This is a genomic window from Lactobacillus kullabergensis (genome assembly GCF_003151025.1).
GTDB classification, from domain to species: domain Bacteria; phylum Bacillota; class Bacilli; order Lactobacillales; family Lactobacillaceae; genus Lactobacillus; species Lactobacillus kullabergensis.
In genome coordinates, this window is sequence record NZ_CP029477.1 from 86,556 (window position 1) to 109,059 (window position 22,504).

Annotated in this window: 14 protein-coding genes, 1 tRNA gene and 3 rRNA genes; 14 read left to right on the top strand and 4 right to left on the bottom strand. The window is 39.6% G+C overall.

Features of this window, described 5'->3' with window-relative positions; translation table 11 throughout:
* The first annotated feature begins 640 nt into the window (after positions 1 to 640).
* The 4 genes from DKL58_RS00410 (at position 641) to DKL58_RS00425 (ending at position 5,609) form a co-directional block, all read left to right on the top strand.
* Positions 641 to 2,206 (top strand): 16S ribosomal RNA (locus DKL58_RS00410).
* A 216-nt stretch (positions 2,207 to 2,422) separates the two neighbouring features.
* Positions 2,423 to 5,331, top strand: a 23S ribosomal RNA gene (locus tag DKL58_RS00415).
* Between the two features lie 78 nt (positions 5,332 to 5,409).
* Positions 5,410 to 5,526: ribosomal RNA gene (rrf, locus tag DKL58_RS00420) — 5S ribosomal RNA — on the top strand.
* The 16S, 23S and 5S rRNA genes sit together here with 1 tRNA gene alongside, the layout of an rRNA operon.
* A gap of 10 nt (positions 5,527 to 5,536) precedes the next feature.
* Positions 5,537 to 5,609: transfer RNA gene (locus DKL58_RS00425), tRNA-Asn, on the top strand.
* 59 nt (positions 5,610 to 5,668) lie between these two features.
* Here the strand turns inward: DKL58_RS00425 and DKL58_RS00430 are convergent.
* Positions 5,669 to 6,595: a LysR family transcriptional regulator gene (locus tag DKL58_RS00430; protein ID WP_109585690.1), complete on the bottom strand. Its 927-nt coding sequence runs from the start codon at positions 6,593 to 6,595 to the stop codon at positions 5,669 to 5,671.
* Between the two features lie 118 nt (positions 6,596 to 6,713).
* Here DKL58_RS00430 and DKL58_RS00435 point away from each other — a divergent pair, with 118 nt between their 5' ends.
* Complete coding sequence (locus DKL58_RS00435; RefSeq protein ID WP_109586974.1) at positions 6,714 to 8,594, top strand: flavocytochrome c; 1,881 nt, start codon at positions 6,714 to 6,716, stop codon at positions 8,592 to 8,594.
* A 43-nt stretch (positions 8,595 to 8,637) separates the two neighbouring features.
* On the opposite strand, the gene DKL58_RS00440 is transcribed toward DKL58_RS00435, so the two are convergent.
* From DKL58_RS00440 to DKL58_RS00450, 3 genes are read right to left on the bottom strand one after another with little or no spacing between them, the layout of a single operon-like run.
* Positions 8,638 to 9,459 (bottom strand): triphosphoribosyl-dephospho-CoA synthase, encoded by an 822-nt coding sequence (locus DKL58_RS00440; RefSeq protein ID WP_109585691.1) that lies wholly within the window; start codon positions 9,457 to 9,459, stop codon positions 8,638 to 8,640.
* A 10-nt stretch (positions 9,460 to 9,469) separates the two neighbouring features.
* Positions 9,470 to 10,465, bottom strand: coding sequence for a nitronate monooxygenase (locus DKL58_RS00445; protein ID WP_109585692.1), 996 nt, complete (start codon positions 10,463 to 10,465; stop codon positions 9,470 to 9,472).
* A 23-nt stretch (positions 10,466 to 10,488) separates the two neighbouring features.
* Positions 10,489 to 11,403 carry a LysR family transcriptional regulator gene (locus DKL58_RS00450; RefSeq protein ID WP_109585693.1) on the bottom strand — a complete coding sequence of 305 codons (915 nt, stop codon included), beginning with the start codon at positions 11,401 to 11,403 and terminating at the stop codon, positions 10,489 to 10,491.
* Positions 11,404 to 11,764: 361 nt separating this feature from the next.
* On the opposite strand from DKL58_RS00450, the gene DKL58_RS00455 reads away from it, so the two are divergent.
* From DKL58_RS00455 to DKL58_RS00495, 9 genes are all read left to right on the top strand, one after another.
* Positions 11,765 to 13,015, top strand: coding sequence for an acyl-CoA dehydrogenase family protein (locus tag DKL58_RS00455; protein ID WP_199699932.1), 1,251 nt, complete (start codon positions 11,765 to 11,767; stop codon positions 13,013 to 13,015).
* A 102-nt stretch (positions 13,016 to 13,117) separates the two neighbouring features.
* On the top strand, positions 13,118 to 14,362 hold the full coding sequence (locus DKL58_RS00460) for a CaiB/BaiF CoA transferase family protein (RefSeq protein ID WP_109585694.1): 1,245 nt from the start codon (positions 13,118 to 13,120) through the stop codon (positions 14,360 to 14,362).
* A gap of 8 nt (positions 14,363 to 14,370) precedes the next feature.
* Positions 14,371 to 15,516 carry an acyl-CoA dehydrogenase family protein gene (locus tag DKL58_RS00465; protein ID WP_109585695.1) on the top strand — a complete coding sequence of 382 codons (1,146 nt, stop codon included), beginning with the start codon at positions 14,371 to 14,373 and terminating at the stop codon, positions 15,514 to 15,516.
* Between the two features lie 12 nt (positions 15,517 to 15,528).
* Complete coding sequence (locus DKL58_RS00470; protein WP_109585696.1) at positions 15,529 to 16,269, top strand: adenine nucleotide alpha hydrolase family protein; 741 nt, start codon at positions 15,529 to 15,531, stop codon at positions 16,267 to 16,269.
* Positions 16,270 to 16,273: 4 nt separating this feature from the next.
* Entirely contained in the window at positions 16,274 to 17,197 is a 924-nt protein-coding gene (locus tag DKL58_RS00475) for an electron transfer flavoprotein subunit alpha/FixB family protein (protein ID WP_109585697.1), read from the top strand.
* Positions 17,198 to 17,206: 9 nt separating this feature from the next.
* On the top strand, positions 17,207 to 18,736 hold the full coding sequence (locus DKL58_RS00480; protein ID WP_109585698.1) for an AMP-binding protein: 1,530 nt from the start codon (positions 17,207 to 17,209) through the stop codon (positions 18,734 to 18,736).
* Positions 18,726 to 19,175, top strand: coding sequence for a hotdog domain-containing protein (locus tag DKL58_RS00485; RefSeq protein ID WP_109585699.1), 450 nt, complete (start codon positions 18,726 to 18,728; stop codon positions 19,173 to 19,175). Before DKL58_RS00480 ends, DKL58_RS00485 begins: the two co-directional genes overlap by 11 nt.
* 300 nt (positions 19,176 to 19,475) lie before the next feature.
* Positions 19,476 to 20,675 carry an MFS transporter gene (locus DKL58_RS00490; RefSeq protein ID WP_109585700.1) on the top strand — a complete coding sequence of 400 codons (1,200 nt, stop codon included), beginning with the start codon at positions 19,476 to 19,478 and terminating at the stop codon, positions 20,673 to 20,675.
* A 21-nt stretch (positions 20,676 to 20,696) separates the two neighbouring features.
* Positions 20,697 to 22,466, top strand: a complete 1,770-nt coding sequence (locus DKL58_RS00495) for an FAD-dependent oxidoreductase (protein ID WP_109585701.1) — start codon at positions 20,697 to 20,699, stop codon at positions 22,464 to 22,466.
* The last annotated feature ends 38 nt before the right edge of the window (positions 22,467 to 22,504 follow it).

A 22,504-nucleotide genomic window follows, 5' to 3' on the forward strand; every position in this document is an offset into this window, starting at 1 on the left:
TAGTAGTATTATAAGACTTTAAAATTAATTTGGGGAATACGAAAAGATTAAATTTAGATAACGTTTGTAATTCGTCTGAAAATACTTTGTTTTATTATGACATTGAAAAGTGGTGCTTTTAACCATTTAAAACTCTCACAAAAGAATACCAAGGGTAATGCGAATGAAATATTTGGAAAAAGAGGTTTTACTTTTTCTTAAAAGTGCCAGATAGTTAAGGCTTTTTGGTTTTAACAGAAAAAATGATAAAAAAGACTTGCAAAAGATAAAAATAATTGCTAGTATTAATAACTGTCGTCGGGCAATGAGCCGCAAGGCAAGAGGCCTAAGAGGCAACACAAAAAATCGAGCAAAAGCAGTTGACAAAAGCGAGCTGCTTTAGTAAGATAATAAACGCTGTCGGGCAAGACGGCAAAAAGCTCCCAGAAAAAAGTGCTTGACAAAAGCGGCTGAATCTGGGAAAATAAAAAAGCTGTTTTAAAGAAGGCAGCAGGTAGTACCTTGAAAACTGAACAATGTTTTCGCAAAAATGTGCGGGTTTAACAGAACCCAAAACAAAAGAGCGAAGTCAATTTCGCAAGCAAATAAATCCGAGATGCGAATCTTGGAACGAATGAGCAAACATTCAAACAAACATTAAAAAAATGAGAGTTTGATCCTGGCTCAGGACGAACGCTGGCGGCGTGCCTAATACATGCAAGTCGAGCGAGCAATCTTAACGGAATACTTCGGTAGGAAGTCAAGAGCGCGAGCGGCGGATGGGTGAGTAACACGTGGGCAACCTGCCCTATAGCTTGGGATACCACTTGGAAACAGGTGCTAATACCAAATAAGCAGCAAGAGCGCATGCTCAAGCTGGGAAAGGCGGCTTTAAAGCTGTCACTACAGGATGGGCCCGCGGTGCATTAGCTAGTTGGCAAGGTAACGGCCTACCAAGGCGATGATGCATAGCCGAGTTGAGAGACTGACCGGCCACATTGGGACTGAGACACGGCCCAAACTCCTACGGGAGGCAGCAGTAGGGAATCTTCCACAATGGACGCAAGTCTGATGGAGCAACGCCGCGTGAGTGAAGAAGGTTTTCGGATCGTAAAGCTCTGTTGTTGGTGAAGAAGGACAGGGAAAGCAACTGGTCTCTGTTTGACGGTAATCAACCAGAAAGTCACGGCTAACTACGTGCCAGCAGCCGCGGTAATACGTAGGTGGCAAGCGTTGTCCGGATTTATTGGGCGTAAAGCGAACGCAGGCGGGAGAATAAGTCAGCTGTGAAAGCCCTCAGCTTAACTGGGGAACTGCAGCTGAAACTATTTTTCTTGAGTGCAGAAGAGGAGAGTGGAACTCCATGTGTAGCGGTGGAATGCGTAGATATATGGAAGAACACCAGTGGCGAAGGCGGCTCTCTGGTCTGTAACTGACGCTGAGGTTCGAAAGCATGGGTAGCGAACAGGATTAGATACCCTGGTAGTCCATGCCGTAAACGATGAGTGCTAAGTGTTGGGAGGTTTCCGCCTCTCAGTGCTGCAGCTAACGCATTAAGCACTCCGCCTGGGGAGTACGACCGCAAGGTTAAAACTCAAAGGAATTGACGGGGGCCCGCACAAGCGGTGGAGCATGTGGTTTAATTCGAAGCAACGCGAAGAACCTTACCAGGTCTTGACATCTAGTGCCAGTCCTAGAGATAGGATGTTTCCTTCGGGAACGCTAAGACAGGTGGTGCATGGCTGTCGTCAGCTCGTGTCGTGAGATGTTGGGTTAAGTCCCGCAACGAGCGCAACCCTTATTATTAGTTGCCAGCATTAAGTTGGGCACTCTAATGAGACTGCCGGTGACAAACCGGAGGAAGGTGGGGACGACGTCAAGTCATCATGCCCCTTATGACCTGGGCTACACACGTGCTACAATGGTTAGTACAACGAGCAGCGAACCTGCAAAGGCAAGCGAATCTCTGAAAGCTAATCTCAGTTCGGATTGCACTCTGCAACTCGAGTGCATGAAGCTGGAATCGCTAGTAATCGCGGATCAGCACGCCGCGGTGAATACGTTCCCGGGCCTTGTACACACCGCCCGTCACACCATGAGAGTCTGTAATGCCCAAAGCCGGTAGGATAACCTGCAAAGGAGTCAGCCGTCTAAGGCAGGACAGATGATTAGGGTGAAGTCGTAACAAGGTAGCCGTAGGAGAACCTGCGGCTGGATCACCTCCTTTCTAAGGAAAGAGCAAGCCGAGACGGAGAGCAGGAATGCTAAGAGAAGTCCGGCGAGCGCACGGAAGCACATGAGTAGGGAAGACATTGTTTAGTTTTGAGGGTAATACCTCAAACGAGTTAGTACATTGAAAACTGAATATAATCCAAGAAAAAACCGAGAAACAATCAAAAGAGAAGAGATTGCCAAAGAGCGACCGAGAGAGTATCTTGAGTAAGGTCAAGTAAAGAAGGGCGCACGGTGAATGCCTAGGCACAATGAGGCGAAGAAGGACGTGACGAACCACGAAAGGCTTCGGGGAGCGGTAAGTACGCAGCGATCCGGAGACATCCGAATGGGGGAACCCAATGCATGCAGATGCATTACCAGGCGGTGAACAAATAGCCGTATGGGGCAAGACGCAGCGAACTGAAACATCTAAGTAGCTGCAGGAAGAGAAAGAAAAATCGATTTCCTTAGTAGCGGCGAGCGAAGAGGAAAGAGCCCAAACCAGATGATTTATCATTTGGGGTTGTAGGACTGCAATAAGGCAGCGCAAAGGATAGCAGAATTATCTGGGAAGGTAAGCCAGAGAGGGTGAGAGCCCCGTAAGCGAAATCCGGAGCGCGCCGAGCAGGATCCTGAGTAGGTCGGGACACGAGGAATCCCGATTGAAGCAGCGAGGACCATCTCGCAAGGCTAAATACTACATTGTGACCGATAGTGAACCAGTACCGTGAGGGAAAGGTGAAAAGAACCCCGGGAGGGGAGTGAAAGAGAACCTGAAACCGTGTGCCTACAAATAGTCAAAGCCCATTAAAGGGTGATGGCGTGCCTTTTGTAGAATGAACCGGCGAGTTACGTTAGCTAGCGAGGTTAAGTCAGAAAAGACGGAGCCGGAGCGAAAGCGAGTCTGAAGAGGGCGCAGCAGTTAGCTGACGTAGACCCGAAACCAAGTGACCTACCCATGACCAGGTTGAAGGTGCGGTAAAGCGCACTGGAGGACCGAACCCACGTAAGTTAAAAATTGCGGGGATGAGTTGCGGGTAGCGGTGAAATTCCAAACGAACTTGGAGATAGCTGGTTCTCTCCGAAATAGCTTTAGGGCTAGCCTGGTGCCAGGACGATCATGGAGGTAGAGCACTGTTTGGACGAAGGGCCCGTCAGGGGTTACTGAATTCAGATAAACTGCGAATTCCAGAGATCGGGGCACTGGAGTCAGACTGCGAGTGATAAGATCCGTAGTCGAAAGGGAAACAGCCCAGATCACCAGTTAAGGTCCCCAAATCTATGCTAAGTGGAAAAGGATGTGGAGTTGCGTAGACAACTAGGATGTTGGCTCAGAAGCAGCCATCATTAAAAGAGTGCGTAATAGCTCACTAGTCGAGTGACGCTGCGCCGAAAATTTACCGGGGCTAAGCATAGTACCGAAACTGTGGATGTGCAGGAATGCACGTGGTAGGAGAGCGTTCTAAATGCGGCGAAGCTTAACTGAGAAGATAAGTGGAGCGTTTAGAAGTGAGAATGCCGGTATGAGTAGCGCAAGACAGGTGAGAATCCTGTCCGCCGAAAGACTAAGGTTTCCTGGGGCAGGCTCGTCCGCCCAGGGTAAGTCGGGACCTAAGGCAAGGCCGAAAGGCGTAGTCGATGGACAACAGGTAGAAATTCCTGTACTGCGCAGCTTCGTTAACAGCGAAGGAGGGACGCAGGAGGCAAAGAACGCATGGCGCTGGAAGCCATGTTCAAGCGTTAAGTGTGGTAATGAGTCAAATGCTTGTTGCCGAAAAGCACAAGGCGTGATGAGGAGCGAAATCAAAGTAGCGAAGGTTCAAGCGTCACACTGCCAAGAAAAGCTTCTAGCGAGAAGCTGCGTACCCGTACCGCAAACCGACACAGGTAGTCGAGTGGAGAACACTCAGGTGAGCGAGAGAACTCTCGTTAAGGAACTCGGCAAAATCGCCCCGTAACTTCGGGAGAAGGGGTGCTGGTGCAAAAGCCAGCCGCAGTGAATAGGCCCAAACAACTGTTTATCAAAAACACAGGTCTCTGCCAAGTCGTAAGACGACGTATAGGGGCTGACACCTGCCCGGTGCTGGAAGGTTAAGGAGAGCTGTTAGCGCAAGCGAAGCAGCGAACTGAAGCCCCAGTAAACGGCGGCCGTAACTATAACGGTCCTAAGGTAGCGAAATTCCTTGTCGGGTAAGTTCCGACCTGCACGAAAGGTGTAATGATTTGGGCACTGTCTCAACGAGAGACTCGGTGAAATTATAATACCCGTGAAGATGCGGGTTACCCGCGACAGGACGGAAAGACCCCATGGAGCTTTACTGCAATTTGATATTGGGCAGCTGTTAAACATGTACAGGATAGGTAGGAGCCGGAGAAGATAGCACGCCAGTGTTATCGGAGGCAATGTTGGGATACTACCCTTGTTTGATGGCTGCTCTAACCAGGGCCTCTAAGCGAGGCATGGGACAGTGTCAGACGGGCAGTTTGACTGGGGCGGTCGCCTCCTAAAGCGTAACGGAGGCGCCCAAAGGTTCCCTCAGAATGGTTGGAAATCATTCACAGAGTGCAAAGGTATAAGGGAGCTTGACTGCGAGAGCGACAACTCGAGCAGGGACGAAAGTCGGGCTTAGTGATCTGGTGGCACCGCATGGAAGGGCCATCACTCAACGGATAAAAGCTACCCTGGGGATAACAGGCTTATCTCCCCCAAGAGTTCACATCGACGGGGAGGTTTGGCACCTCGATGTCGGCTCGTCGCATCCTGGGGCTGAAGTCGGTCCCAAGGGTTGGGCTGTTCGCCCATTAAAGCGGCACGCGAGCTGGGTTCAGAACGTCGTGAGACAGTTCGGTCCCTATCCGTCGTGGGCGTAGGAAATTTGCGAGGAGCTGTCCTTAGTACGAGAGGACCGGGATGGACATACCGCTGGTGTACCAGTTGTCTTGCCAAAGGCATCGCTGGGTAGCTAAGTATGGCCGGGATAAGCGCTGAAAGCATCTAAGTGCGAAGCCCCCCTCAAGATGAGATTTCCCATACGCAAGTAGTAAGACACCTCAAAGACTAAGAGGTAGATAGGCTGGGAGTGGAAGAGCCGCGAGGCTTGGAGCGGACCAGTACTAATCAGTCGAGGACTTGACCAGAGCTTGAAGGCAATCAAGGTTTTTGAAAAGAGGATTATATTTAGTTTTGAGCGTAGAAGCTCAAAGAGAGAGAAAAAGTACGGTGGCAAGAGCAAGAAGGAAACACCTGTAACCATGCCGAACACAGCAGTTAAGCTTCTTCACGCCGAGAGTAGTTGGTGGGAGACTGCCTGCGAGGGTAGGACGCTGCCGTGCTTTTTAGCAATCCGGCTTAGCTCAGTTGGTAGAGCGCTTGACTGTTAATCAAGATGTCGTCAGTTCGAGTCTGACAGCCGGAGCGAGCAAAGAGAGAAAAGAGGACCTGCGGGTTCTCTTTTTTTGTGCTTAAATTTAATAATTAACTTATATTTGGTTCAATCTTTAGTTTCTTAAATGCTGAAATTAAATTCTTAAGTCCGGGTTTCAGTTTTTGCCCATGTTTAACTGCAATAAAATATTTAATTTGAATCAAATTATGATCAACTGGAAGTAAGTTAATAGGTGTTTGAGCCATTCGCTTGATAATGCTGGCAGCTGAAATAGTTAGTCCTACTCCTTTTATTGCTAAATTAGTTGCAGTAATAATACTGCTGCTTTCCAATATAATATTAGGTTTGATATGAAATTTCTGAAATGCACCATTAACTTGATGACGGATTGCAGAATTGCTTGAACTAACAACGAACGGCTCTTGTAAAATGTCTTTAATATCATATTCATTTGGCTCAAGTATAAATCGACCTTTTTTAAAGTATTTTGATCTTGGTGAAATGATTACAAAATAGTTTTCTCCACCGTTAACATAAAAATCCAATCCTTGATTAAGAGACTCAGGTGTTTGACCCAGATAACAATCAATTTGCTCATGTAAAAGATGAGCTTCACTTACTCTAGGAAAGTTTTCTGATAGCTGAATTTTAATATTTGGATGTGTAAACATAAAGTGAGGTAAAAGCTCTGGCAATAAAAATGTCCCCAGGCTTTCTAAAACTCCGATCCGGATTAATTCTTTATTCGGTGATGCATAGGGAATTAACTGTTCAGCTAACTTTTGCTTGTTACTAATTTTTGTTTCCAGATAATTGTAATAAATTACCCCAGCTTCCGTTAATGTAAATGGGATAGTCTCACGATTAATTATTTCAGTTCCCAATTTATGTTCAATTCGCTTAATTAGTTGAGTCAAATATGGCTGTGATATATATAGTTCACTAGCCGCTCTAGTAAAATTACTTTCTTTTAATAGCACATCAATAAAATGTAAGACAGTTTCAGAATTATTCATATTTTGCCTCCAATAACAATTTTATTATAGCCCGTTTACTAGAAAACTATTTCATTTTAATCAGAAAAGTTAGTAAAATTTAACTAATGAGCACTGAAAGAAAGGAAGTATATTAATGATGAAATCAGGAACTTATGAAGTAAAAGCTAAGGGTCATGGTTCTAGTTTTATGCCTATGAAGGTGAAACTTTCTGAAGACAAAATCAAGGAAATAAATATTGATTCCAGTGGCGAAACTGCTGGAGTAGCAGATGAGGTCTTTAAACGTCTGCCCAAGCAAATTATTGCTAATCAAACCTTAAATGTTGATGCTGTTAGTGGAGCTACAATTTCCAGTCATGGCGTGATAGATGGTGTGGCTCAGGCGATTACAAAAGCTGGTGGAGATGCACAAGAATGGCTTAACAGACCAAAGCCAAAAACTGCTAATGCTTCTGACAGAGAATACCAAACTGACGTTGTAGTTATTGGTGCCGGTGGTGCTGGTCTGACTGCAGCTGCTAGAACAATTCAAAATGGTAAAAAAACAATTGTACTGGAAAAATTCCCTCAAATTGGTGGTAATACCACCAGAGCGGGTGGACCTTTAAATGCTGCTGAACCTGAGTGGCAAAATCAATTTAAAGCTTTGCCGGGTGAAAAAGAAAGTTTGGAAAAATTAGCTGCAACTCCAATTGATGAAATTGATCCAGAATATCGTGATGACTTTAAAGAACTGCAAAAGCAAATTAAGGCTTATGTAGATTCTGGTAAAAATTATTTGTTTGATTCAGTATTGTTGCATGAAATACAAACTTATTTAGGTGGTAAAAGAACTGACCTAAATGGTAATGAAATTCATGGTAATTATGCTTTGGTTACTGAGCTTGTCAATAACGTACTTGATTCAGTTAAGTGGTTGACTGATTTAGGCGTAAAGTTTGATCGCTCTGATGTTACTATGCCGGTTGGTGCTTTATGGCGTCGCGGTCATAAGCCAGTTGAGCCTATGGGCTATGCCTTTATTCACGTTTTGGGTGATTGGGTAAAAGCTCATGGTGCTACAGTTTTAACTGAAACCCGCGCCCAACATTTAATTATTGAAAATGGTAAAGTCACTGGTGTTATAGCTCAAAGTAGTGATGGCAGTAAAGTTACCATTCATGCGCAAAAAGTGATTTTAACTTCTGGCGGTTTTGGTGCAAACACTAAAATGGTGCAAAATTATAACACTTATTGGAAACACATTGATGATGATATTGCTACTACTAATTCGCCAGCAATTACTGGTGACGGCATTGCCTTAGGTCAAGAGGCTGGTGCTGATTTAGTGGGTATGGGCTTTATTCAATTAATGCCAGTTTCTGATCCTAAGACTGGTGAATTATTTACTGGTATTCAAACTCCACCCGAAAACTTTATTATGGTCAATCAAAAAGGTGAACGTTTTGTAAACGAGTTCGCTGAGCGTGACACTTTAGCTAAAGCTGCAATTGCTAATGGAACTTTATTTTATTTAATTGCAGACGATAAAATTAAAAAGACAGCCTACAACACCACAGAAGAATCACTCGAAGCTCAAGTTAAGGCGGGCACTCTTTTAAAAGCTGATACATTAGAAGAATTAGCTGAAAAAGCCGATATGGATCCTGCTACTTTGGTCGATACTATTAAAAAATATAATTCATATGTTGATGCAGGTAATGATCCAGAATTTGGTAAGAGTGCGTTTAACCTTAAATGTGAAGTTGCGCCGTTTTACGCTACCCCGCGTAAGCCGGCTATTCACCATACAATGGGCGGCTTGAAGATCAATCCGAAAGCACAGGTATTAGATAAAGATGATCAAGTAATTACCGGTCTTTATGCAGCAGGGGAAGTTGCCGGTGGATTACATGCCGGTAATCGTCTAGGTGGTAATTCACTAGCTGATATCTTTACTTTTGGTCGGATTGCTGCTGACAATGCCTGCAGTGAAATTGCAGATAATGATGCAGTGACAGGTGCATCAAAGGAATAAATATTATTTTGATTTTAAAAAGGAAGGCTCGTGCCTTCCTTTTTTATATGTATCCACGTTCTAGAGCTACAAAAATGGTAACAATTAACAAATCTGCACAGCCGCCTAAACTATAATTGTGTTCTAGACAGTCATCATTTAATTTTTGCAGACATTTTTTCCCAGCTGGAGAAGCATAACCACCTAAATCTAGGTATTTTGTGGCCATTTGATGTAGCCAGTTAGTTACATTATAATTTCCAGCTCGCTTAATCAAATTACTGTCAACCGTAACTGTTGCTATTTTCATTAAAGTATCAAGGAATCTCGTTTGGAACGTTCCCTTATTGTTTTTTAAAAAAGGTAAAGCTACTTCACGTACAATGGGATAGCCTCGTTCAGCTTGAGCACGAGCCCCGCCAATATGATACTGTTCAAACTCTTTTTCACCTGCTGTTTTTAACTCATTATTTTGAATCAGATCATGCTGTACAAGTCCTTTACACATCTTGCTGATAGTCAGAAATAGTTCAGTATTGTTTGTCATACTGTAGCTTTCAGCACAAACAAAAATGCCTAGAGCAAAAATTGCCCCCTTATGTGTATTAGCGCCGTGCGTTGCAGCAAACATTTCTTTTTCAGCAGTAATGCCTCTTTGTCTTAATTGCTGAAACATTTGCGTTAAATCAGTCGACTGAAAGTTTTGCCCAATTTCAACAGCAGCAGCAAAATATTCCTCTAAACTTAAACTGCTGTCAATAAAAGTATAAATATTCATATCGGGATGCGGGCCTTGGCTGATAGGGTCTACTAAACCAGGTTTTGGTGCGGTAACAACTTCATATAAGAGTGAGCGTAGAGCATTTTTTGTAATTGAATTAGTCATATGTATAAATTTAATTGTTATTAGTTAATTCTGCAATAATTTGGTGAGCAGTTTTAATAGTTTTGATGTTATAACTGTCTGCTGCAATATCAGTATACCCTATTTCAAGATTACCTTCTGCCATACCGTTTATTAATCCCTGATAACCGTCTGCAGCAGTAAAAATTTGCTTCCCGTCTTCGTTATCCTGTGTTAGTTTTGCCAGTTTTTGGGGCAATTTTCCAGTCAAAGAATAGATAGTCCGCGAGTTCATTTTAAAACTAATTAATTCTTGGGCTTGCGCATTTATAATTTTGTCTTTGATTATTGGTGAAGTTGGAGCTTCTTTAGCAAGTGCAAAAACTGTCTTAAGAAAAACTCCTTGTGCACCTTTTCTTAATGCGTCTTTCAAAACATGCGAGTTAGTAGTATCATACCCAGCTAAAACTGGTGTTTTTCCTGCTTGATGAACAAAACTTGCCAGCTCGGTGTTACTTTTGCAGATTAAAATGTCAATACCATTACTTTGAGCTGCACTAATATCATTAATTTTATTAATAATTTGCATAATTTTAATGCCATTATTATGTAACAAATTTACCCATGCTTTAGATGCAACTTTACCAAAATCTTCAAACAGTGCAACAGTCAACCTTCTTTTACGCATTAATTCTACTAATTCGGTTGCTCTATGATCATCTTCCGGGTTAGATGAGGTGCTGGCAATTTCCACTCCAAAAGGCCTAAAGGTATTAGACAGAGTTTGATCAATTTGCTCATTCATTAAGTTTCTTTCTGTCATGGCATCAAGCAAAGAATTGTTGCTAATAGTACCTATTTTATTTGAATTAGAAATAGAAGCGCTTGAAGTTGCGTCACTTCTAACCTTATATCCTGCATTAATACCTAAGATGCCCAGAGCACCAGATTCTGAAATAGCAGCAACTAGTTTGCCATCTGTTAAGGTGTGGATAGGTTCGTGAACAATAGGGTAATTTGTTCCCAATAATTGACAAATTTTATTCATTAGTTTTATACCTTTTTAAAATCTTATTTGACAGGAATACTATCGACAATTTTCTGAATATCTGGTTTATGACTTTTAAGAAAGTCAATAAAATCAACTATTTCTGGTGAAAAGTTTTGACTTGAATCATACACCAGGTAAACCTGACGAGTATTTTTGGGCAAGTCAAGCTTGATGATGTGGATGTCGAAACCGCTCAAATAAATAGTTTTTGCCACTACACCAACGATATCGTTGGTCAAAACTTGTCCTGCAATTGCCAGCTCATCATGAAGCCTGTTCGTAATATTCAGATCAGAGGCATTGGCCAGTAAAGCATTAGTGATGTCTTTTCCAATCTGAATTTTTTTAGAGTAGGTAATAATTGACTCACCTTGTAATTCTTCGGGCGAGATTTCATTTATTTTTGCCAGGTTATTTTCCTTTGAAACAATGGCAATGATTTCTTCAGTGTAAAGGGGAATATAAGTAAAATAACTAAATTCTGGTACGAATGAGGAAATTCCAATATCATACCAGCCATTTTTGATGCCTTCGCAAATCTGATATGAAGGGTTATCGTGGTATATAAAATGAGGTGAAATATTACTTTCTTGTTGATATTCCTTAGTTAAGTTAGGCAAAATAGTTCCAATTGCAGTGGGTATACCAGCAATATGGATATTGCCTTCATCCTGACTGATACGCTGTTCAATTTTCTTTTTACCACGATCTAAAGAGTCTAAAGACTTGGTAACAGTATCGTAAAAGATACGTCCATATTCAGTTAATTGCACGTAATGACCGTTGTGTTTAAACAGTTTGCAGTGTAATTCTTTTTCAAGTTGTTTAATCGATACTGAGAGGGTAGGCTGACTGATAAATAAGCTATCTGCTGCTTTAGTGTATTGTTTTTGATCTGCCAATTCACGAAAATAGTAAAGTTGATTTAGATTCATGATATTACCTCAAAAATTATTTTAATATTCAATACCTATATAAATAAATGCTATACCTATTTTTGATAAAACGCTTACAAAAATTATTTATAATAATATTGATAAAATTAATATTAGTTTATTAGTGTTGATTTTATAGTGATTTGACTCCCGATATTTGGTGAGTCTTTTTAATTTGTACAGTTAATAATGCTAAGAATCCCGCCTTTTTTAATATATTTAGCCATAAAGGTATTTATAAAATTAATAGTTATGACTTTGTTATCAATTTTACAATCTAAACTTTTTAAAACATAATACAACTGTTGATAGAAAAACGCTTTCAGAAGCATTTACTAAAAGTTAAAAAGGAGATTGTATTATGACAGAACAAAAGAAGTTGCATGTATTACCAGCATATGAAGAAACTCCAATTATGCACAAAACTAAACCGGGTGAATCAATGCCTGAAGAAGACTTTGAAAACTACTTAAAAGAAATTCGCCACTTGGCACAAAACGAGTTTGACAGGATGACCCCATACATAGAAGAAAATCGCAAGTTTCCGCAAGACTTTTTCCCAATTGCAATTAAGCATGATTTATATCGTTTTGCACTGCCTAAAGAATACGGCGGCTGGGGTCTTAGTGAAAAACAAATTCTGCAAGTTCAAGAGGAATTTTCAAGAACTCAGGGTGGAATTAGAATGCACTTGCACCATGCTTCAGATATGAACTGGCGGATTTTGGATAATTTTGGTAGTCAAGAACTTAAAGATAAGTATATGAACAAGTTCCAAGACAAATCAATCTATGCTAATTTTGCTTTAACCGAAAAGAGTGGTGGTACTGGAGCAGACCTTCATACTTTAGCTGTTAAGGACGGCGATGACTGGGTAATCAACGGTGAAAAAACATTGATTTCTCATGCAGATGTTGCAGACTTTACCTACTTAATTGTAGTTACTGACCCAGATAAAGAAGGAGATGAAAGATTATCAGCTTTCTTTGTTCCAACAAATACACCGGGATTTGAATCCAACGAAATGCCTTTAATGATGGGCTGTCGTGGTGCTGGACACGCTGATTTGAAGTTCACTAATATGAGAGTACCTGATAAGTATATGCTTGGCAAGAGAGGAGAGGGTATGAAAGTAGCTATTTCTTCGCTTTCACTTTCTCGTGCCCATATTGCTGACTCCAACTTAGGTATGGCTCAACGGATGTTAGAAATGTCCATTGCTTATTCTAAGGATCGTGTAACTTTTGGTAAGCCACTGTGTAAACGGCAATCAATCATTTTTGAAATTGCTGACATGGGGGCACGCATTCATGCTCTTAGATTAATGCTATGGGACTTGGCAAAAGATTATGACGAAGGAAAGGATATTACTAAGAAAGCTTCTCTAGCCAAACTGGAAAGCATCAATACTGTCAAATTAGTTTCTGATTACATGCTTGAAATTTTCGGTGGTATTGGCTACTTCCAGGACAATCCTTATGGACCTGCTGAAAGACTTTACCGTGATTGTCGTGCTATGTGGTTAGAAGAAGGACCTCGTTCCGTTCAAAGATTAACTGCAGGTCGTTTATTAATTAAAGACGGTGGCAATACACCAATAACAAGTCTTTAAGGCAATCAATTAAATTAATTTGAGTAAATCAGGGAGGGCTGAATCTAAAACTTACTTTGCAAGGTTCAATCCTCTTTGTTGTATATAGTTTTGGAGAAAAAGATGGCTAACGAAATATTATCAGGAATAAGAGTTATTGATCTCACACAATTTTTGGCAGCTCCAACCGTAGGACGAGTCCTTGGCGAATGGGGAGCTGATGTAATTAAAGTTGAAGCTCCTAAAGGTGATGCTGGACGGACCCAAGGTGCAGTTTTTGGCATGAAGTATGAAGATGATGAAAATTTGGGCTTTGATGTTTCTAATATGAATAAAAGATTCATCACTTTGAACATGAAAACTCCTGCAGGGATGCAAGCCTTTAAAGACTTATTAAAAACCGCAGATGTATTTTTAACATCTGTGAGGACAAAGAGCTTAGCTCATATGGGAATCACTTGGGAAGGACTGCATAAAGAATTTCCTAAATTAGTGTTTGCACAAGATCGCGGCTATGGTGAATTTGGCCCTAAAAAAGATTCTGCTGGCTATGATGCAACTGCTTATCAAGCACGTGGTGGAGTTCAAGGAACAACGGTAGATAAAGGAGGGAATCCATATAATCCAGTAAATGGCTATGGTGATTTCCAAGTATCAATGACCTTGGCAGCAGGTATTTGTGCAGCTTTACTGAGAGCCCAAAGAACCGGGAAGGGTGATAAGGTTGTTGTTAACTTGAATCACGCAGCGATTTTTATGCAAAATATCGCTATGGTTTCTGCACAATATGGCAATGTATATCCTAAGAGTCGTAAAGAGGTTACTAATCCATTTAATGATACCTATAAAACTTCTGATGATCGCTGGTTCGTACTATGTGTTCCTGAATATGACCGTGATTTTGACAAAGTAATGCATGACATTGGTCGTGATGATGAAAAAGGCGATGAAAGATATAACAAAATGGACACTTTGAATGCTAATGGTACCAGCAATGAAGTGATTGCCATTTTAGAAGACGCTTTTAAGAAAAAACCGTTGCAGTATTGGATAGACCTCTTTAATAAGGAAGACTTACCACTTGAAGCTTGTCAGATACCAACGGAAATATACCAAGATCCTGAGGCTTTGGATAATGATGAAATTAGACTGATGGAATTTCCATCCGGAAATAAGAGATTTATTCCCACTAATCCAGTACGCTTTTCGTCTCAAGGCAAGCCTACGCTAACTCCTTCTCGTGCTCAGGGATCTGATACACGCGAAGTACTCAAAGATGAGTTAGGCTACAGTGATGAAAAAATCAGTGAGATGTTTGCCAGTGGTGCTGCCAGTGGCCTGCGTCATATAGGAGACCCAATTAAATAGGTATTAAAATGACATTACTTTATACACAAGCACAAAAAGAATATATTCATTTAGCACAAGAATTTGGTGATCGGTATCTAACCCCTGAAATTATTAAGAAATACGATTTAAAAGGTGATTGTCCTTCCAGCTTGTTTGAGCCTGCAATTAAAATTGGCCTTCATATGCTTGAGATCCCTAGGGAATATGGTGGTGCTGGCCTTTCTTATGAAGATTCTGCCCTCGTTTTTGAAAAACTGGCTGAATATGATGCAGGTTATGCACTGACTTTAATTACTTCATTTGTTGCACTGCGGTGCGTAATGTTAGCTGGTACTGAAGAACAAGCACAAAGATTTGCCGATGTCATCAGACCTGGTCGTTTTGCTGCCTTTACAATGTCAGAAGCTGATGCTGGTTCTGACGCAGGTTCTGTGAAAGCAACAGCTGTTCGGCAAGGCAATGAATATATTTTAAACGGAAATAAAGCTTTTGCTACTAATGGTGGAATTGCAGATATTTTTATTGGAATTTTTAGAACTTCTAATAATGGTAATCATGGCTTATCTGCTTTCATGATTGATAAAAATACGCCAGGTATTTGGGTAGGAAAGCATGAAGATAAAATGGGACTGCGTTTATCAAATACAGTACCGTTAGGATTTAAAAATGTACACGTGCCAGCCGAAAATCTGATTGGCCAAGAAGGAAGAGGGATTAATATTGCGTTAAACAGCCTTAACCTCTCACGTGCTTATGTTTCTACTTTGACCGTTGGTGTTATGCAACGGGCACTTAATGAAGCTGCCAAATATGCCAATCAGCGTGAACAATTTAATCAACCGATTTCTCAATTTGAATCTGTGCAAAATATGCTTGCTAATATGGCAACGGCAGTAGAAACAGCCCGCTTATTAGTCAACAACACAATGAAAATGATGGATAAAGATTTATCTGTACGTCAAGAAGGTGCAATGACCAAGCTTTATGTGACTGATGTAGCACAAAAAGTAACTTCTGATGCAGTTCAGATTCTTGGTGGTTACGGTTATACCCGAGCTTATCCGGTTGAAAAGCTAATGCGTGATGTCAAAGGATTTCAAATTCTGGAAGGAACTAATGAAATTCAGAGAATGACAATTGCACGTGAAGTTAGCAAAAAATATCTGGACTAGGAGGCTACTATAATGAAAATCGCATTAATTGCCAAAGCTGAAGCAGATAATCCTAAAACTTATACTTCTCATAAGAACAAAGTAACTTATCATCCAGAAAATTTATTTCTGAGTGAAGAAGATAAAAGTGCCCTAGAGTTTGCCCTGCAATTAACAGAGTTAAAAAACGGTGCTATTGATGTTTATACGTTTGAACAGGGAGAAGCAGCCGAACGGATTTTGCATGAAGCACTGGCTATGGGAGCATCAACAGCTACTAAAATTTCAGCGGGTAATATCAATGATCCTTTACTGCAAAATAAAATTGCAAGTGAATTTGTCCATTACTTAAAAGAAAATAATGAAAATTACGACTTGATTTTAACAGGAAAAACAACATCTTCAGCTTTTCCGGCTGCTATTGCTGCAGGATTAGGAATAGCATTTTATGACTATGTTTCTATGATTGATACTTCCCTCAATTATGAAATGAAACTTGAAAAAGGCAAAATTACCGGGCAATGTGTCTTGCCAGCTGTAATTGCCACGTTAGATTCAATCAATGTGCCACGCCTTGCTAGTTTCACGTCGTTAAGTACAGCAATAAATTCAAGTATTAATAACGTAAGTTTTAAAACTAGCGATGAAGGCGTTACAAGTGAAATTGTAGCTAAACCAGTTAAAAATGAAAAAACTATTTTCAATCTGGAGCAAGATCCTAAAGCTACGCAAAAACTGGTTGAAATACTTAAGCAAAATGGGATGTTGAGGTAGAAAAATGGTACCAATTTATTATATTCAGTTAGAAGATAAGAATATTGATGAAGGTCATAACAGTAATAACTTAGCAGGTCTTGACAGCAATTTTAAAGGTAAGAAAGAAGTACTGGTTTTCAGTAATCATGCTACTGAAATTAAGGATAAATATGCTTCTTCAGGAGTCAAGACTACCATATACCAAAATGAGAATTTTAGTGTGACAAACTTGCCAGATGTGACTAATACCCTTAGAAAAATTTTTGTCGATAAGGCAAATAGTTTAATAGTATTTGATAAGAGTAATTTAGGTAATAGTCTTGGCAGTCAATTAGCTGCTGTACTAAATGTCCCATTTATTTATAATGCCAAAGATATTTGCTGTGATCAAGATCATATAATAGTTAATCAGGATATCGGCAAAACACAAGCCTTAAGAAAAGTCACACTTGATGACAAGGCGGTAATATCTCTTTCTTGCAATGGTGTCGTAAGCCATAGTAAGAATGAAGTTGACATAATTGACTGGGAATGTGCAGGAACTAATGCAGCCGCATATGTACCCGAAGCTAACTCTGACAATGATTTGGCATATGCAAAAGTGATTGTAGCTGGTGGTAAAGGTCTGGGTTCTCCAGATAAATTTAAACCGTTAGCTACTTTAGCCCAAAAATTAAATGCCAGCGTGGGGGCAACTAAGGCAGTTACAGATCAAGGCTGGATTGATAAGAACCGCATGATTGGAATATCGAATTTGTCTGTTGCACCAGATGTTTACTATGCTTTTGGCATTTCGGGAGCTGTCCAGCACACTGCGGGAATGACTAAATCAAAATGTGTCATTGCTGTCAATACTGATGAAGCAGCACCAATTTTTAAATTAGCAAATTATGGCATTGTTGGGGATGCTAACCAAGTAATAAAGCAATTAAATGAGCTTTTGTAAGGTAAAAAAATGACTTCTAGCAAAAAGGTGCAAACCTTAAATGATTTATGGCAGGAGCGCTTAAAGCAAAGTGCTCAAAGTACTTTTGTCACTGAAGATGGTCGTAAATACAGTTATCAAGAAATAGATTTTTTAGCCAATAAGCAGATGGAGTTGCTTCGGAATAATGGCATCAAGAAAGGTGATTTAATTGCAATTCAGTTCGAACTGGATCTAGCAAATATTGTAACGGTTATTGCATGTATCAAAATGGGAGTGGTTATTAATCCACTAAACCCGCATTTTGATATTGATGAGATTAATAGCATGATTAACAGGTTTAAGCCATATGCTATCATTTCGCAAAAATCCGTGCGTGGTCGTGACACTCTTAGTAATATTGCTAATTTGGATAATTATCAGACTAAAAAAATCGCGGACCTAGTATTCTTTACCAGAAAAAAGCATTTACCATCTGAATTTATTGGAGGTGACGGATCAGATACTCCTGCACTGGTTCTCAATACTTCGGGTACTAGTGGACTTTATAAAGGTGTAGTTTTAACCAATAAAAATATTATTAGTGCAGAAAGTGCATATAATGATGCTTTTAGCATTACTAAAAATGATATGACTTTAATTCTTTCGGGGATGTATCATGCAATTGGATTTCATCATGGCTTAATTTCAACGATTATGGCAGGAAGTCACTTGGCAATAATTAAACATTATAATATTGAACAAGTGGCAAAAATGCTTGAAGAAGAACCAATTACATATATTGATAGTTTGCCTACAATTATGTATGATCTGCTATTTAAAGTTCAAAATTTGGGTAAGCTGCGGATGCTCATTTGTGGTGGTGACAAAATTAAAGAAAGCATTTTAGTTCAGGCTAAAAAAAGAAATATTCCCCTTTACAACTGTTATGGTCTGACAGAAGCCGTTCCATTTAGTTATACTCCTCAAGATTATTATTTAAGTAAAGGTGCAATGACAACGGCAGTCAAGCCAATGACCAATATTAAAGTCAGACTTGTAAAGAACAAAAATATAATTACAGATAGCAACAAGCAAGGACAAATTGAAGTTGCAGGACCGATAATTTTTAAGTGTTATTTGGCTGATCCTGAAAAAACAGCTAAAGCATTTGACGGTGAATGGTTTGTTACTGGAGATGTTGGCCATTATAATGAAGATAACTTATTGGAAATAGATGGACGCAATAGCGATAAAATTATTCGTGGTGGTGAAAATATTTCCGCTCATATGGTAGAAGACAAGATCAAGGGTTGCCAAAATATTGAAGAAGTAGCCGTTTTAGGAGTCCCAGACGTCCGTTTAGGACAGAGAATTGGTGCCTTTATTGTTCTAAATCATGGCCAAAAAGTATTAACCAAAGCGGAGCTGATTTCAGAATTAGAAAAGCAGCACGTTGATAAGAAATTATGGCCTGAAAAGTTATGGGTTGTTGATTCATTACCAAAAACGTCAAATGGCAAAATAAAGAAGTATCTTTTAAAAAATTGGCTGGAAGGTAAAAAAGTAAATGAAGAATAAATTTTTTAAACGTCAAATGGCAGATTATTTTGTAACTCCAAGGATGCTTAACCATATGGAAATTACTCATGGTGGTACGCTCTTAGATAATGCAGACTCAGCAATGGGCTTGTTTGCAAATTCATATTGTCATACACGTACGTTAACTGGACGAATAGATAAATTTATTTTTCACAAAAAAAGTTATGCCGGTGATCATATTTGCTTTTGCGTAACTTTATTAAAAACGACAGCAAAGACAATGACTATTTATGCGGAAGTGAATAGAATTTCTCTTGATAATTTAAGTTCGGAATTAATCGGTGAAGCGGTATTTACCTATGTTGCAGTTAATGCAAGCTTGGAGCCGATCTCAGGTTCTATTGAGCAGTACCATGTTACTGATGCAGAAGAAAAAGAATATATTGAGTCAGTCAAAAAGAGATTTGGCATTAAATAGGATTGTTTTTGAGTTGGGGTCCTAGTTTAATTTTTTATTAGCATAAATATTAATTTTAACTATTTAAGTATTAAATTATTTAATAAATGATGAGCCGAGTTAAAGCTATTAATTTTAAAGTAAACAACAAAATCTAGATTCTAACTTTTTTATAAAGCAATAAAGCATTGATATACCAGTGCTTGTGATTATAGGTATTATTTATAATTGCGCAATCATAAATAATTATTCATATCCATTTTAATAAGATATATTTATTTATGAAATTATTAGCAAATCTTAACTTTGAAAGGTAAAGCTATGAAAAAAGAAAAAAAGTATGTTGGCGTTGCTGCCTCCGTGTACATCCATTTTGCGGTTGTAGGAGCAGCTACCTTATTTATTAGTCAATATAGAGAAATCCTGGCACATTCCTGGAATGCCAGTGCGACCCAAGTTTCACTGGTAATCGCAATGGTGGGCTTAGGCAGAATTATTACAATTTTATTTGCTGGTGCTATTTCAGATAAGATAGGCCGAAAAAGAACTTTGTTAATTGCATTGCTCAGTGACGCAATCTTCCTTCTTGGCGCTGTTTTTGCTAACAATGTCTGGGTTGCCGGCTTAGCGGCAATGTTTTTCGGGGCAACTAATTCATTTGGTGACACAGCCGGTTACCCTGCACTTGCAGATGCTTTTCCAGATAAAACAGCTACAATGAATTCATTTGTTAAAGCCGCAATGCAAGTGATGCAGATGCTGTTTCCTTTTTGTGTAAAACTAATTAAAAACCCAAAGATTACAGCGTTTATATTAGTCATTATCATTTTACTAGATGTTGTATACACAATGAAGACGGCCTTTGCTCCTCAAGCTGAGGCAAAAGAGACTACTGAAACAGTAGAAAAACCAGAAACCAGCGTAAGTGGTCAAAACCAACCTAAATTGGCTGTTGATGGGCTAATGATCATTGGGTTGGGCTTTACGCTTTGCTTCACATTTTATATTTTTTCACTCTATGCTCCTTACTACGGACAGTATGTTTTAAATGAATCTGCTGCTAATGCCAATCAACTTGTATCATGGTATTCAATTGCTTCCTTAATATCTGTGTTTGTTACATCAGCTTTGGTTACTAAGGTAAAAAGATTGAATTTAATTATGGTATATTCAGCTATTACTGCTCTTGGTCTGCTGTTTATGGTCTTAAAGCCATCCCTATTAGCTGGGGAAATAGGCGCATTAGCTGTTGGCTTCTTTACTGCAGGAGGAGTATGGCAAGTTGGACTTTCAGTTTTAACTTCTTATTTCCCCCAAAGTCACGGAAAGATCACATCATACTACAGTTTTGCACCAGCCGTGGTTTACTTCGTGGCACCACTTGTAGCTGCATTTGTGTTAAAGGCCAATGCTGCAAGTACACTAATGGTATTTTGGATAACTACAGTGATAACGATTATTTCTGTAGTTCTGTGTGTTGTCTTAATTAGTCGTGGTAAAAATTTCAACATCAAAAATTAATATAAAGCAGAAGGTGGAGTTATGTCAGAAAAAATAATTAAAGCAACGGCAGAAGGAAGAAATGGTCAAATCGACTTTGACATCAAAGTTGAAAATAATCAAATTGCAGATATTAATATAACAAAAACTGCAGAAACCCCAGGTATTTTTAACCAGGTGGTAGGTAAATTAAAAAAGAATATTATTAATAATCAAAGTTTTGATGTCGATGCTATTTCTGGTGCTTCGATTATGACACAAGCCATGCTTGATTCTGGAAAAAAAGCTTTAAAAGAAAATGGTGTAAATATTGTTGCTAAGTCTAGTGATAAGTCACATCAAGATGTAACTTATGATGTTGATGTAGCTGTAATTGGTTCAGGTATGGCTGGCTTGATGGCAGCCTCTCGGGCACTATCAATGGGTAAAAATGTTCTTTTAATTGAAAAGAATGGCTATCTTGGTGGAGCTACAATTCTTAATGGTTCAAATGTGGTTGGTACTGGTTCAAAACTAGCAGCTGCTTTATTTGGCGAGGAAGCTAAAAAAGATTCTCCACAGCTTTTAGTCCAAGATATTGTCCGTGAATGTCGGGGGACTAATTATCCACTACTTTCAAATATACTTGCTCAAAATATTGGTAAAGCAGTTGATTTTATCACTGAATTTGCAGACCTTACTTATCAAAAAGCTGAAACACAGACTATTGAGCATTCCGTTGACCGGCAAATTGAAATGCCAACTGAAAGTTCTTATGAATTGATAACTAAAGTGGCAAATGCCTTTACCAAAAAGGGTGGCAAAATTTTACTTGAAACTCGGGTGGAACAACTTAATAAAAATAAACGGGGCCAGCTTGTCTCATTAGTTGCTGAAAGCAAACATGAAACAGTTACAGTAAACTTTAAGTCCTTAGTTATGGCAGCTGGTGGCTGGGGCGCGCGTGATTACCTTAAGCACAAGACCAATATTCCTTATTACGGTCCAATGACTTCTACTGGTGATTATTTCGATTTTGCTAAAAATATGAATCTGGCTACACGCAATCTTGATTGGTATAAAGTTTACCCCCATGGTTTAGAAGTTGAACCTGGCATTGCCAAATTAACAACTTATTCAACAAAAGAAGCGACTGATATGGGTGCTATTTTTGTTAATACTAGTGGTAAGCGAATTGTAAATGAATCAGCCCCGTATACTCATTTTCGGGATGCCATTGCAGAGCAAAAGGATAAAATTGCTTTTGTAGTGATGGATGAAAGAACATGGAACAGATTCTATGAATTGCTACTTAAATATGGCTTTAGCAAAGATGAAGTGCAAGGTTTCTTTGATCTTGATGGCAAGAAGAGTCCGATTTTAGTAAGCGGAGATTTGCAAACAGTGGCTAAAAAAGCTGGCATTGACTATGAAAACCTCAAGAAGACCTTAACTGACTACGATAAATACGTTGCTTCAGGTAATGACCCTGAGTTTGGTCGTCCTTCTCAGTTTATGCATAAATATGAAGGCAATACCTACTTTGTGATTGAGCAGAAATTACGTTTTTGTACCACCCTTGGTGGCTATGAAACTAACCAGCATATGCAGCTTTTAGACCAAGACTTTGAAGCACTAGACAATTTCTATGCTGCCGGTGAGATTGTTGGCGGTGCTAATGGTCATGATTCGATGCCAAGTATGATGAATTCTTGGTCCTATGCTTCAGGTTTTGTGGCCGGAACTGAGGCCGCTGATAATGCTAACTATCAAAAGCTGGCAGAGACTGCATCCAATTCAACTGATACAGTGTCTGGTGCCTCTAAAAATTAACTTTGATTAATTATTTTATTTTTAAATTTAATAAAGGA